Genomic DNA, 12,968 nt, shown 5'->3' with positions numbered 1-12,968 from the left:
TCCGGCCACGTTCAGCCGAATGCGTCGCAAAGCGCCGTCATGTCGGCGGGAAGGGGGGCCTCGAACCGCATTTCCGCGCCGGTTCTCGGGTGCTCGATGATCAGCAGGGCGGCATGGAGCGCCTGGCGTGGAAAGTTGCGCACGTGCGTCCGCGCCGGTTCGTCGAGAAGGTTGGCCTTGGTCTTGAAGCCGGAGCCATAAAGATTGTCGCCGATCAGCGGGTGGCCGATATGGGCCATGTGGACACGGATCTGGTGGGTGCGCCCGGTCTCCAGCCGGCATTCGACGAGGCTGGCGAGCGCCGTCCCGTCGGGCTTTTCGCCGAAGCGCTGTTCGACATTGTAGTGGGTAATGGCGAAATCGGCATCGGCGCTGTCCCTCGACTTGACGGCGCGGCGAATGCGGTCGGAGGCGCGCCCGAGCGGCGCGTCGATCGTGCCGTGCAGGTTGCGGGGTCGCCCCCAGATCAGCGCCTTGTAGGCGCGCTGGAGCGGACCGGTGCGGCCGTGGTCGGCAAATTGCGCGGCGAGCGCCTGGTGGGCGGCATCGTTCTTCGCCACGATCATCACGCCGGTCGTATCCTTGTCGAGCCGGTGGACGATGCCCGGCCGTCTGACGCCGCCGATGCCGGAGAGCGTTTCGCCGCAATGAAAGATCAGCGCGTTGACCAGCGTTCCGGTCCAGTTGCCGGCGCCGGGGTGGACGACGAGGCCGGCCTGCTTGTTGATGACGATGATGTCATCGTCCTCGAAGAGGATATCGAGCGGAATGTCCTCGCCTTCCGGCTCGGCCTCTTCCGCCTCCGGCACGATGACGGTGATTGTCGTGCCGGGCGTCACCTTGCGGCTCGGTTCGGTCGCCGGCGTCCCGTCGATCGTGACGGCCCCCTTGCCGATCAGCGCCTTGACGCGCGTGCGCGACACGCCGTCGCCCATCTGCCGCGCCACGAAGGCGTCGAGGCGTTCTTTCGTGCCATCGGGAACGAGAAGCACTTTTCTATTGGCCTCGGTTTGTTTAAAGGGGTCGTCTGTCATCTGGGTGTTTTTTGAAAGCACAGGTGCGAGACTGGCGCTTTTATGCCAAACAATCCCGCGGAGCAATGGACAATGTCGCAACATCGTAACGAAGACCAGGAAGAAGAACAGCCGCTTGATCCGGCCGTCGAACTGGTGCGGCGGCGCATGCTGCGGCTGCAGATCATTTCCGCGCTGATCATGATCGTCTCGCTGATGGCCGTTTTCGGCGCTGTTCTCTACAAGGTCTTCGCAGAAGCCCCGGGCGAAGAGACCGCCGCGACATCGTCCGGCGCGGTCGTTCCGGCGGATGCGCCGCGGGCGCTGACGGCAACGCTGCCGCGCGGCTTTACGATCGCCGATATCAGCTATGGCAACGGCCAGGCGCTGATTTATGGCCAGAAGCAAAACGGCGAGCAGACCTTCTATCTTTTCGATCTCAATTCCGGCCGCATGGCCGCCGATGTCGAGATCCGCTTCGACTGATGGCGGCAAGTCCGATCACGATCCGGGATGCCGAAGACCCGCGCATCGCGCCCTTCCGCGCCATAAGGGAGAAGGATCTGGTTGGCCGTCGCGGGTTGTTCATCGCCGAGGGCACGGTGGTGCTGCGGGTGCTGGCCGAAGCGCATGGGCGGGGGCGTTTCGTTGCCGATCGCATTCTGGTGCTGGAAAACCGGTTCGCAGGCATCGCCGATGTGCTTTCGGCCTTTCCCGAGGATGTTCCGGTCTATGTCTGCAGTGCCGGGGTGATGAATGCGATCGCCGGTTTCGACATGCATCGCGGCGTGCTGGCGCTTGGCCGCGTGCGGGAACCGCCGACGGCCGCAGAGGTCATCGCGAACCTTGGCGAAACGGCGCTCGTCGCCGTCGCCATCGGCCTTTCCAACCATGACAATGCCGGCGCGCTCTTCCGCAACGCCACCGCCTTCGGCGCCGATGCCGTGGTGCTCGATGCGACCTCCTGCGATCCGCTCTACCGAAAGGCGCTCAGGGTCTCGGTCGGTTCGGTTCTGAAGATGCCGTGGAGCCGGGGCGGTAGCGCCGAAGACCTCCTGACGGCGCTGGATGGGGCGGGGTTTCAGGTGGTCACCCTTTCGCCTTCCGGGCGGACGGCGCTCAATGCACTGCCGCCTGCAAGCCGCACGGCGCTGGTGCTGGGCACGGAGGGGGAGGGGTTGCCTGCAAGGATTCTCGAGGCCTTCCGGCCGGTGCGTATCCCTCAGTCGCCGGGGCTCGACAGCCTCAATGTCGCGACGGCCGCCGGTATCGCGCTCTATCAGCTCGCGCTTTCGACCGGCCGCATCGGCTGATCGGCGTCAGTCGTTCTTTTCAATCATTTCCAAGGCCCGGGCGGCAAGGCTCAGCCGGTCGCTGCCGCTGCGCTCCCCGTCGCGTGAAAGGGCTGCCAGGATCGCCTTTTCCGCGCCGGTATCGTGCGCGTAGGCGATCATCATCGCCGCGAGTTCGGCGAAGGCCTCCCTGAGCGCCGCGTCTTCGCCGGGCGCGCCGGCGGCCGCTTCCACCCGCGCGCAAAGCGCGGCATAGCGCGCCTCGATCTCGCGCTTTCGTGTTTCAGGCTCAACCGCCAAGCCGCTTCTCCGCTCAGAAGGGGTTCCAGGTGGGCTTCTGGGTCAGTTTCAGATAACCGACATTGACACCGAGGCGGGCGCCGACGCCGGAGCGCACGGGCACGAGAACGATGTTGCGGTTGGTATAAACCTGCATGGAAAAACCGGCAATCACATAGGCAGAGCCCGAAACGCCGCCATAGCGCCTGTAAAGGTCGGGGATCGAGGGCAGGTTATAGACGAGCATCATCACCCGCGAGCCGTCGCCGCCATAGTCGATGCCGAGCGAGGGGCCTTGCCAGAAAACCTTGTGCATGCCGGCATTCTTGGTGTTGAGCTGGCCTTCGCCATAGGTCAGCCCGGCGATGAAGGCGCCCGAGCCTTCCGAGCCGAGAATATAGCCGTTCGGCAGGCCGTATTTGGAAAAGGCATTCTGAAGGGCCGTCGCGAGGCCGGAACTGGCGGAGCCGAAGAAGTTGTTGCCGGCGTCGATCACCTCGTCGGCGGTAAAGCCGCCGTTTTGCTGCGGCTGGACGGCAGCCGGCGGTTGCTGCGGCTGAGTCTGGGCATGCGTCTCAAGCGTGCCAAACGCCGTCAGCAGGAGCAGGGCGAAAAGGAGGGCCGAGGCGGGCCTCAGAAGCGTTCGAGCGAGCATGGCGGTTCCATTCCTGTTGCTTTCTGGCATGACCGGGGCCCTCTGCCATTGCCTTTTTCTGTGAATGTGGCAAGCGTGGAGCCCGCCGCCATTGTGAGCACGACCTCTTAACAATGGATTTACCAAATGTGGCGATTTTCCCTGAATGCGGCTTTGCAGGGTCAATGGCCCGGCGCCCGGTCCAATCGGAAGGAAGTCTGAACCGATGAAAAATCCAAATCTGAAGCTGAGCGGCGCCGACCTCGCCGCGCTCCTGGCAAGCCGTATCTGCCATGATGTGGTCAATCCCATCGGGGCCGCCGGAAACGGGCTGGAACTTCTGGACGAGGGCGGTATGGACGAGGAGGCGCTGCACCTTATCCGCCAGAGCACGCTGAGCGCTACCGTGCACCTGAAGTTCGCCCGGATCGCCTTCGGCGCATCGGGCACGCTGCAATCCCCGCTCGATACCGGCGAGGCCGAGGCGGCGGCGCGCGAACTGATCGGGCTCGGAAAGCGGGTGACGCTCAACTGGACCGGACCGCGCCTCAATGCGCCGAAGGACCGGGTGAAGCTGCTCCTCAACCTGTTTCTCGTCGCCCAGTCGACCATTCCGCGTGGCGGTACAATCGATGTCGGGCTTGATTCGGCCGGCGACATCTTCGCCTTCATCATCCGCGCTCGCGGGCCCTATGTGCAGATGCCGACCGACTTCGCCCGCATCTATGGCGGGGTGATGGAGGATCCGATCACCTCGCACAATGTCCAGCCCTATTACACCGCGCTTCTGGCCGAGGAATCCGGCATGTCGGTCGAGTTCGTCGTCAATGAGGGCGAGGTGGTGTTCGAGGCGAAGCCGGCGGTCTGAGCGCTTCGCCTGCGCCATAATTTTGCGCTGCAGCAGGCAGTGATCCCATTTTCGTCACGCTTTGCCTTCATTTTTCATGCGTAGTGAAGCGCTGAAACAAAATTGTTGGTCCGGCGTTTCGAGAGAGAATCGAGATCACCGACGTTCCGTCAGTTTCCGAGGGAGCCTGCCGTGTCCTTCGTCAAATCCGCGCTGGTCTTCGCAGCGGGCGCGCTTGTTGCCGTTTTGCCGGGCTTTGCCCTGGCGGACCAGACCTACCAGATCGCCGTTGCCGATCCGTCCCGAAAGGCGCGACGCGTGCCTGTCGAGATGCGGCTCTTCCCCGAGGAGATCCTTCGCAGCTGCAAGATCGGTTTTGGACGGCCGGTCGCGGTGGTCGCGCCCGTCTCCGGACGTCTGACACTCGACGTCGCCGATGGCCGCGAGGTGGCACCGGGCGACGTCATCGCGCGTTACGACACCGAGGCGCTGGAGCGGCGTGCCGAGGAAATCCGCCTCGACCTTGACTACATCAGGGCGCGGCTTGACTATCGTGCCGGATCCTACCGGGAGAACACCCGCGCCATCCACAGCCTCGACGAGGCGGAAAAGGCGGCGACGCGGGACTATCTTGCCGACCAGTATGCAGAGATGAAACGACTTTACGGGCAGGGTCGCTTGGCGCTGGGGCGCTATCAGGAAGCCCGGCGCAAGCTGGACGAAGCGGATGCCGCCCTTGAGCGCGAGCGGCGCGTGAACGCGCTGGAACGTCAGGAAGCAAACCTTGAGGTTATCCGCCTGACCCACGATGTCCGCAAGCGCGAGAACGCGCTCGCAGAGGCGGAGGAAAAGCTCGACAATGCCGTCGTCAGGGCAACGGCCGGCGGCCGGCTGGTCGATGTTGAGACCACCACGGCCGTCGACGGCAAGCTGACGGTGGATGAGGGCGACCGGCTCGCCCTTCTCGTCGATCCCGGGCAACTCGGAGCCCGACTGCAGTTCAGCAATGCCGAGATGCGCCTGGTGCGCAACGCCGAGATCACGGTCACGCCGGCGGATGACGGCAAACCGCGATCTGCCGGGATCTCCGCCGTTCGCGCGCTGGAAAATCCGGCGGAGCGCGACCGCGGCGCGCTTTCGACCGAGGTGGAGGTCGCTTTCCGTGACCCGGAGGGGCCCGCGCTCCTGAACCGGCAGGCAACCTGCCGCTTTGCCAAGCCGAGCGTCAGGCCCGAGCCCGCCGTGCCGGTCTCCGCGGTGGTGATCAAGAACGACCAGACCTTCGTGCGCAAGGACGAGGGCGAGGAGCAGAAACTGATCAGGGTCGAACTCGGCGATATCTCCGATGACTATATCCGCGTCCTGTCGGGCCTCAACCCGGGTGATTTCGTTCTTGACTAAGCAGAGAGCATCCCTTTCGAGGCCGCAGGCCCGGGCAGGGCCGGTCTCCCGCCGCGCCATGTTCGCCGGCGTCGCCCTTCTCGGAGCCGCCGCTCTTTCGGGCTGCGCCTCGAGCCAGTTGAAGGAAACCGCCCAGCGTATCGACGTGATGGCGGCTGAACTCGAGGCTCCGCCGCCGGATCCGCCCGAGGACGGCGCGGCGCTCGGCCCTGCGGACCTTCTCGCGCATGCGAATGCCAGGGGCAAGGATTTCATGCGCGCGCGCATCGCCCGCGCCCGTGCCGTGCTCGATCTCAACAAGGTGAAATCCGCCCGCTATCCGCGCGTCAGCGCCGAGGCGCGGCAGATTTCGACCTTTACCGGCGATTTCGAGGCGCCGGAAAGCGTTTCCAACATCGTGCTCGGGGTGAACTGGGATATCTCGCGCGCCCTTCTGAGGCTCGACCGCAAGACGGTGAAGGTCGCCGGCCGCCTCATTCCGGTCCAGTACCAAGTGGCCCAGCGCAATGCCACGCGCGAACTGATCGACACCTACAACGACTATACCGCGCTCGAGTTCCAGCGCGAAAGCGTCTCGCTCAAGCGGAAGGGCCTGCAATGCCGCGTTGATGACAAGGAGGTCGAGGTCGCGCTCGGAAATGCGAGCGCCCTGGAGCTTGAGACGCTGAAGGACGAGATCGATGCCGCCCGCCGGGAGGCAATGGCGGTCTCCCGCTCGCTCGCTTCCAAGCGGGACGAACTGCTCGGCCTCTCCGGCCTTGCCGAGGGCGGTTACGCGGTTGCTCCCGGCCGCTCTCTGACGGATGCCCTTGAAGACTATCCGTCGGTCACAAGCGAGGATGCCGATGCCTGTTTCGCCCGCTCCGGCAAGAAGCGGCTGGAGGACCTTCTGGTCGAGGCCGCCGCCGCCCAGCTCGCGATCGCGCGCCAGTCTCGTTTTACAAGGCTGACGACGTCCATCCCGAGTTTCATGACCCAGACGGGCGGCTTCAACCTTCAGTTCCTGATCTCCTATGTCCTGCCGATCATCGACGAGGGCGATGCGCTGCGCTTGACCCAGCAGGCGCGGCTGACGCTGCTCGACACAATCCTGACGGCGCGCGACAACCGACGCGCCTTCATGAGCGATTTCGATTCGCTGAAACTCGGGATCGCGGGCGCCGAAAGCGAACTGGCCGCGGCAAGCTCCGTTCTGGCGCGGTCACGGACGTTGCTGGAGAGCGCCGATCCGACGGAGCGTTGCGCGGCGGCAAACGATGTGGAGAAGGCCCGTGCCGACGTCCGCGCGGCCCGCTACAAGATCGAAAGGCTGAAGGCCGATCTCAGGCTGCTCTGCGCGCCGCCGGCCGAAAGGCGTGACGATGTGACAGAGGCAACTGGCGAATAGGTCTCAGCCAGGGCACCAGCCAGAGAATCGGAATCGATTTTCGGAAAGCGCGGTGCGTGTGTTCAACACGTTAGACAATCCTTTGCGCGCCCGAGTGGACGCACAGCGCTCCAGGCGCAAAAAAAAGCGGCGCCGGGCGCCGCGTTTTTAGAGAAGGGGAGAGGATCAAGGGGTCAGGCCCGCTTCTGCATTTCCTGCTGGTCGGGCTCGCGCAGAACATAGCCGCGCCCCCAGACGGTCTCGATGAAATTGGTGCCGCCGGCGGCGTTTGCAAGCTTCTTCCTGAGCTTGCAGATAAAGACGTCGATGATCTTCAGTTCCGGCTCGTCCATGCCGCCATAGAGATGGTTGAGGAACATTTCCTTGGTCAGCGTCGTGCCTTTCCGGAGCGAAAGAAGCTCGAGCATCTGGTACTCCTTGCCGGTCAGATGGACGCGCTGGCCGTCGACCTCGACGGTCTTGGCATCGACGTTGACGGACAGATCGCCGGTGGTGATGATCGACTGGGCGTGGCCCTTGGAGCGGCGGACGATGGCGTGGATGCGCGCGACCAGCTCTTCCTTGTGGAACGGCTTGGTCAGGTAGTCGTCGGCGCCGGAACCGAAGCCGCGCACCTTGTCGTCGGTGCCGGACATGCCCGAGAGGATGAGGATCGGCGTGGCGATCTTCGAAACCCGAAGCGCCTTCAGCACTTCATAGCCCGACATATCGGGGAGGTTGAGATCGAGAAGGATGATGTCGTAGTCGTAGATCTTGCCGAGATCGACGCCTTCTTCCCCGAGATCCGTCGTGTAAACGTTGAAATTCTCGCTCTTCAGCATCAGCTCGATGCTCTGAGCCGTGGCGCTGTCGTCTTCGATTAAAAGAACCCGCATGTCTTTCCCCTTGAACCGCCGCAAATGAAAGGTCTGATGTCGCCCCGACGCGATACGGACTCAGTGATGACCTGATTTAGAAGCTGCCATTGAATGGTTAACAAATTCTGATTCATTTTGGCAATACGAACATAATTCATTAATGAACATTTCAATATCATTGAAATCATTATGTTTTCTAGATCATCGGGCCCGACAAAAAAGATTAACCAAACTGGCTAAGTGATTCATTCGACTCGCAAGTTTTAGGTTTTTTGCCGCTTTCGGTTTACCGACCCTTAAGTGATGCGCCCTATGATCATTGATGACTGTAAATGAAAGGTTACCGGGGTTTCGAATTCGTTAATCACTTTCCAAGTTCTGGAGAACGAATCAGAAATCATGAAGGGGGGCGCCTTTCGGCAATGCGTTCGTCAGCCGGGGAGTTTTGCGTATGAAGGCACGAAACAGTCTGTTGCGTCTCAAGGCGTTTCAGGTGAAGGAAAAGAAGCGGCAGTTACAGCAACTGCAACTGATGATGGATGAGTTCGCGCGCATGTCGGACGAGCTCATGCAGCAGATCGCGGCGGAAGAAAAGCGCTCGGGGATTTCCGATCCCGCCCATTTCGCCTATTCTACATTCGCCAAATCCGCCCGCCAGCGGGCAGACAATCTGGCCGTCTCGGTGGCAGACCTGCGCCAGCAGCAGGCGGTCGCAGAAGCCGAACTGGCCCAGATGGAAGTCGATTACGAGCGCGCCGCTGCGCTGGAGCTGCGGGAAGGACCGAACCGCAAACGCGCCTGAACCGTTGGCGCCGAAAAGAACGCGCGAAAGCCGCATCCGCCGGGTGCGGCTTTTTTGGTTGACGGGCGACAAAAAAAAGCGCTGCCGTCCTTGCGGACGAAAGCGCTGTCTCGAGATGGCCGAACCCTTGGTCGAGGGGTCGCGCCGCGTCAGTTGCGGTATTGCTGAATTCTGGTGGTCCTGAGGCCGGCAAGGCCGTGATCGTCGATCGAGGCCTGCCAGGAGAGGAATTCCTCGACGGTCAGGCAGTAGCGCTCACACGCTTCCTCGAGACTTAAAAGCCCGCCGCGCACAGCCGCCACAACTTCGGCCTTCCGCCGGATGACCCAGCGTCTCGTGTTTGAGGGCGGCAGGTCTGCCACGGTCAGCGGACTGCCGTCCGGGCCTATGACGTATTTTGCGCGAACGCGGGCTAATTCGGTCATCGTACTCTCTACACAAACTCACAACCTATGCCGTCAAGCTAGCGCGGTACTTTTAAAATTTGCCTAAGGACGGGGTAACCCTCTGGTAACCAGAATGCCTGTCTCCCAGCCGCTTCCCGCATCTTCGGCGCGACCGAATGGACGCTTCGAAGCCGGCCCGGACTTCGGCGTCCGATAAGTTCCGGATCTTCAAAGTTAGCTATTTCTTACATTGTAAAAATTCGCTACGCTGCGGGGAGCGACGCGCAGTGCTCGTCGGCCGAGCGGACGACCGGTTCCCTGGGCGGCCGCACGCCTTCGGGCACAGCCCTTTCATTTGTCGCTGCGTCGCGGTAGACCTGCCGCAGAGGATCGGGGCAGGGCGCATACGAGGAGTTTCAAGGCATGGTTTCCGGACAGTCTTTTTCGCAATGGGATCGCCAGCCGCTTGTGCGGCGCATGGCGGACTGCAATCCCATGGCCGGCAACCCGCTCAAGACCAAGGCCGATCTCCAGGCCGCCGTCACCGGTTTCTACGCGCCGCTCGTGCCGTGGTATTCACCCGGCAATGCGAGGCTGCGACTTTCGGCGGGCTCCGCCCACTATGATGACGATGCAGCCGAAATGGAGGCTTTCATCCGCCCTCTGTGGGGCATCGTGCCGCTGGTCGCCGGCGGGTTCGATTTCGAGGATTGCCGGCGTTTCGTCGAGGGCTTTTCCCACGGCATGGATGTCAACCACGAAGAGTTCTGGGGCGAGCCCGGTGATTTCGACCAGCGTCTGGTCGAGACGGCAGGCATCGCCCTTGCCCTGCTCGTCGCGCCGGAAAGCTTCTGGCGGCCGATGTCGGAGCCTGCCAAGGACAAGGCCGAGCGCTGGCTCCTGAAGATCAACGAGCGGGAGGTGCCCGACAATAATTGGCTGTTCTTCCGCGTGCTGGTCAATCTCGGACTCCGCAATGTCGGCCGGCAATGGTCTGAAGAAGCGGTGCGGGCCGCACTTGAGCGCATCGAGACCTATTATCTCGGCGACGGCTACTATCGCGACGGGCGGTGGGGCCATCGCGACTATTACCTGCCGATGGCCCTGCACTTCTACGGACTGATGGTCGCCAGGTATGCCGGCGACATCTTTCCCGACCACGCGGCGCGTTACCGGGAGCGCGCCCGGGTCTATGCGCAGGATTTTCAGCACTGGTTTGCCGATGACGGCGCGGCCGTGCCCCACGGCCGCTCGCTGACCTATCGTTTCGCCGAGGGCGCCTTCTGGGCGGCCTGCGCCTTTGCCGATGAGGAAGTACTGCCCTGGGGCCGGATTAAGGGCCTTTTGTTGAGGCATCTGCGCTGGTGGTCGAAAATGCCGATCGCCGACCGGGACGGCGTGCTTTCCATCGGTTATGCCTATCCGAACCTGCTGATGTCGGAATCCTACAATGCGCCGGGCTCGCCTTACTGGGCGCTGAAGTCATTCCTCGTGCTGGCGCTTGATGAGGATCATCCCTTCTGGGCGGCGGAGGAAGAGCCGCCGGAAGCGCTTCCCGGCGGCCGCGTCTTTTCGCCGGCGGCAGGTTTTGTCCTCAGGCGCGCTCCGGGCGACGCGGTGATGCTGACGGGCGGGCAGGACGGACGCGAACACCGCGCCCATGATGCCAAATATGCCCGCTTCGCCTATTCATCCGCCTTCGGGTTTTCGGTGAAAGCGGATGTGACCCTGCCCGACCATCCCGATCGCAGCGCGGTGGATTGCGGCCTTGCCGTCTCGCGTGACGGCCTGAGCTACCTCTCGCGTGCGGTGATCACCGAAGAGGGCGTCGACTACGGCATGGTCTGGGGCGCATGGCAGCCGGATGACCGGCTGCGGATCGACACCTGGCTCGATTTCGCCGGCGCCGGCTGGCATGTCCGCCTGCATCGCATCAGCACGAAGGACAGGCTGTTCGTCAGCGAAGGCGGCTTTGCCGTGGACCGCACCGGCGAGCGCGACCCTGCCTTTGCCGGCGGGCTTTCGCATGAGAGCGGCCGCGCCGTAATCGCAACGCCGACCCACACATCGGCGATCATTGACCTGTCCGGGACGCGGACCGGCGAGATCATCCGCGCGGCGCCCAACACGAATATCCGTTTTCCGCGCACGCTGTTCCCCCGGCTTGTGGGCGAATTTCCCGCCGGTGAGCATTTCATCGCCACCGCAGTCTATGGCGTGACGGATCCTGTGGAGGCGCTGCCGCCGGTCGACCTGCCGGAAGCGGTCAGGGCGCTCTGCGCCGAAAACGGGGTGACTGTCTGAGCAAGGACAAGGGCGGCTGGAGCCGAATGACGGCCCGCCATCCGGGGGTGGTCAGGCTTCGCTGTCCTGCTGAAGCTTGGCCATATGGCGCACGCGCTCCTCGCGCAGAAGGCTGCGATAGCGCCCGAGGCTGCCTTTGAGGTGCTCCCGCATCGCATCGCGCGCGCCCTGTTCATCGCCGTTGGAAATGGCGAAGATGATGCGCTCATGTTCCTTGATCAGCAGGTTGCGATAGGCGACTTCTCCGCCGTCGTCGGTTTCGATCACCTGGCCCGTCTGGGGGATGATCGCCTTGCCCTGCATTTCCAGGAAGGTTGCAAACAGCGGATTGTTGGTGGCCTTGGCGATGGCGAGATGTAGGCCGATATCGGCCTCGCTCCAGGCCTTGCCGTCATGACGCCCGGCAATGCCTTCGGCATGGCGGGCGAAAATCTCCTCCTCCTGCGCCGGCGAGCGCCTGAGCGCGGCAAGCCCCGCCGCCTCGATTTCCAGCGGCGTGCGCGCTTCGAGGATTTCGAGCGATGTATAGATCCGCTCGGAATCGACCATCGGATTGGTGCGCCTGAAGGCGAAGGAGATCGGGTCGAGGACGAAGACGCCGGCGCCCTGGCGCGGCTCGACGAGGCCGTCGGACCTGAGGGCGGCAACGGCCTCGCGCACCACGGTGCGCGAGACGCCATGTTCCTGGGTCAGTCGGGCCTCGCTCGGGAGCTTGTCGCCGGGCTGAAACGCGCCGTCCAGAATCGACCGCCGCAAGGCCTCGCTGACCTTATGGACCAGGGTTCCATTGCGTGCGGCGGTTTGCGTTGCCAAAATTCATCCCCTTTGAGGTCAGGCATCGGCCCTGACGCCGGCTGCGAACTGTTTATGCCGAACGACAGAAGCACCTCTTCTTCAAAAATTGTATGATAAGTTGAATGAAAATACAATACAACATTCGCCCCTGGCAAGATGAGTGCTCAGGAGCCGGCTTCGCGCCCCCAGACCTCGATCTGGGTGAGGGCGGGGAAGGGCGAGGGGTCGTCAGCCTTGACCAGTTTTTCGAGCCGCACCCATTCCGTTTCGCGCTCGGGAAAGGCAAAGCGCTGTCCCGCCCCCGTTTTCTCAAGCGGGACATTGATGGAATGGCCGTCGCTGAAGGTAATGCGGGCCGAGGTCCACCAGGCGTCATGGGGAAAGTCGGCGCGGGTAAAGAGCACGACCGACCGCGCGACGACCCGGCGGCCGAATTCCACCGTCATCGTTGCTTCCGGATCGCAATTGATGCCCCAGCTTGTATAGGGCCAGAAGCCGTGGTCGTCGCTGGCGATCTCGCCGTCGATGGCGTTGCGCGCGGCAAAGGCGGCCTCGCCGCGGGTTTCGACGCTGGCGAAGGCGTGCGGATAGGCTGCAACGCTTGCGCCGTGGTCCGCCGGGTTCAGCGCCAGATTGCGGATGCCGGAGAGCGCATCCGGGCCGGTCGCATGCGCAGAAATCCTGTGGTTCTCGCCGGAAAACGCCGTCGGCGCGTAAACGGTTTTCGCATCGCCAAAGGGAACGGGGAAGCTGAACGCGCCCTCTTTCATGAACACGACGGCCGGCGGGAGTGTATTATCGATTGAAAGCGTGATGAAGCTTCCGGGGCTGCCGGTCTCGACGGTGATCCGGTCGCCGGGCGCGTAGGCGTTCCGGAAAAACAACGAAACAGCCTCGTTTCCGGTATTTCGGGCGCGCACCTCGCCGGCCTTGTCGAGAACGGAAAGCGTGATCTCCATGGGGGTCTCCCG

Annotated in this window: 14 protein-coding genes; 7 read left to right on the top strand and 7 right to left on the bottom strand. The window is 63.1% G+C overall.

All coding sequences use genetic code 11. The features are described from left to right. Positions 1 to 11: 11 nt before the first annotated feature. The gene (locus AZF01_RS16185; protein WP_061449760.1) at positions 12 to 1,034 is read right to left on the bottom strand and encodes an RluA family pseudouridine synthase; all 1,023 of its coding nucleotides are present in this window, start codon (positions 1,032 to 1,034) and stop codon (positions 12 to 14) included. 72 nt (positions 1,035 to 1,106) lie between these two features. Here AZF01_RS16185 and AZF01_RS16180 point away from each other — a divergent pair, with 72 nt between their 5' ends. Together AZF01_RS16180 and AZF01_RS16175 are read left to right on the top strand one after the other, a co-directional pair. After that, positions 1,107 to 1,499 carry a hypothetical protein gene (locus AZF01_RS16180; protein WP_061449759.1) on the top strand — a complete coding sequence of 131 codons (393 nt, stop codon included), beginning with the start codon at positions 1,107 to 1,109 and terminating at the stop codon, positions 1,497 to 1,499. Continuing rightward, positions 1,499 to 2,326, top strand: coding sequence for an RNA methyltransferase (locus AZF01_RS16175; RefSeq protein ID WP_061449758.1), 828 nt, complete (start codon positions 1,499 to 1,501; stop codon positions 2,324 to 2,326). Before AZF01_RS16180 ends, AZF01_RS16175 begins: the two co-directional genes overlap by 1 nt. 6 nt (positions 2,327 to 2,332) lie before the next feature. Here AZF01_RS16175 and AZF01_RS16170 read toward each other — a convergent pair whose 3' ends face one another. Beyond that, positions 2,333 to 2,605 carry a hypothetical protein gene (locus AZF01_RS16170; RefSeq protein WP_061449757.1) on the bottom strand — a complete coding sequence of 91 codons (273 nt, stop codon included), beginning with the start codon at positions 2,603 to 2,605 and terminating at the stop codon, positions 2,333 to 2,335. Between the two features lie 13 nt (positions 2,606 to 2,618). Further along, positions 2,619 to 3,239, bottom strand: coding sequence for a DUF1134 domain-containing protein (locus tag AZF01_RS16165; RefSeq protein ID WP_082781123.1), 621 nt, complete (start codon positions 3,237 to 3,239; stop codon positions 2,619 to 2,621). A gap of 205 nt (positions 3,240 to 3,444) precedes the next feature. Here AZF01_RS16165 and chpT point away from each other — a divergent pair, with 205 nt between their 5' ends. The 3 genes from chpT to AZF01_RS16150 all read left to right on the top strand — a co-directional run bounded on the left by chpT (position 3,445) and on the right by AZF01_RS16150 (position 6,853). Next, complete coding sequence (gene chpT / locus AZF01_RS16160) at positions 3,445 to 4,086, top strand: histidine phosphotransferase ChpT (RefSeq protein WP_061449756.1); 642 nt, start codon at positions 3,445 to 3,447, stop codon at positions 4,084 to 4,086. 171 nt (positions 4,087 to 4,257) lie between these two features. Further along, complete coding sequence (locus AZF01_RS16155; RefSeq protein WP_061449755.1) at positions 4,258 to 5,466, top strand: efflux RND transporter periplasmic adaptor subunit; 1,209 nt, start codon at positions 4,258 to 4,260, stop codon at positions 5,464 to 5,466. Next, positions 5,459 to 6,853 carry a TolC family protein gene (locus AZF01_RS16150; protein ID WP_156484744.1) on the top strand — a complete coding sequence of 465 codons (1,395 nt, stop codon included), beginning with the start codon at positions 5,459 to 5,461 and terminating at the stop codon, positions 6,851 to 6,853. The genes AZF01_RS16155 and AZF01_RS16150 overlap by 8 nt, the downstream gene beginning before the upstream one ends. A gap of 173 nt (positions 6,854 to 7,026) precedes the next feature. Here the strand turns inward: AZF01_RS16150 and ctrA are convergent, their stop codons facing one another. Then, on the bottom strand, positions 7,027 to 7,728 hold the full coding sequence (ctrA, locus tag AZF01_RS16145; RefSeq protein ID WP_061449753.1) for a response regulator transcription factor CtrA: 702 nt from the start codon (positions 7,726 to 7,728) through the stop codon (positions 7,027 to 7,029). A gap of 433 nt (positions 7,729 to 8,161) precedes the next feature. Here ctrA and AZF01_RS16140 point away from each other — a divergent pair, with 433 nt between their 5' ends. Then, positions 8,162 to 8,512 (top strand): hypothetical protein, encoded by a 351-nt coding sequence (locus AZF01_RS16140; protein WP_061449752.1) that lies wholly within the window; start codon positions 8,162 to 8,164, stop codon positions 8,510 to 8,512. A gap of 149 nt (positions 8,513 to 8,661) precedes the next feature. Here the strand turns inward: AZF01_RS16140 and AZF01_RS16135 are convergent, their stop codons facing one another. Beyond that, positions 8,662 to 8,937, bottom strand: coding sequence for a DUF1153 domain-containing protein (locus AZF01_RS16135; protein WP_018065061.1), 276 nt, complete (start codon positions 8,935 to 8,937; stop codon positions 8,662 to 8,664). A 384-nt stretch (positions 8,938 to 9,321) separates the two neighbouring features. Here AZF01_RS16135 and AZF01_RS16130 point away from each other — a divergent pair, with 384 nt between their 5' ends. After that, complete coding sequence (locus AZF01_RS16130; protein ID WP_082781100.1) at positions 9,322 to 11,202, top strand: DUF2264 domain-containing protein; 1,881 nt, start codon at positions 9,322 to 9,324, stop codon at positions 11,200 to 11,202. A gap of 51 nt (positions 11,203 to 11,253) precedes the next feature. Here the strand turns inward: AZF01_RS16130 and AZF01_RS16125 are convergent, their stop codons facing one another. Together AZF01_RS16125 and AZF01_RS16120 are read right to left on the bottom strand one after the other, a co-directional pair. Continuing rightward, a complete protein-coding gene (locus AZF01_RS16125; protein WP_245308945.1) occupies positions 11,254 to 12,015 on the bottom strand; it encodes a FadR/GntR family transcriptional regulator in 762 nt (253 codons plus the stop codon). A gap of 146 nt (positions 12,016 to 12,161) precedes the next feature. Then, complete coding sequence (locus AZF01_RS16120) at positions 12,162 to 12,956, bottom strand: hypothetical protein (RefSeq protein ID WP_061449750.1); 795 nt, start codon at positions 12,954 to 12,956, stop codon at positions 12,162 to 12,164. Positions 12,957 to 12,968: the final 12 nt, after the last annotated feature.

Source organism: Martelella sp. AD-3 (assembly GCF_001578105.1).
GTDB lineage: Bacteria > Pseudomonadota > Alphaproteobacteria > Rhizobiales > Rhizobiaceae > Martelella.
Note: the sequence above shows the minus strand (reverse complement) of the source record. Positions and strands in the feature narration are given on the sequence as shown.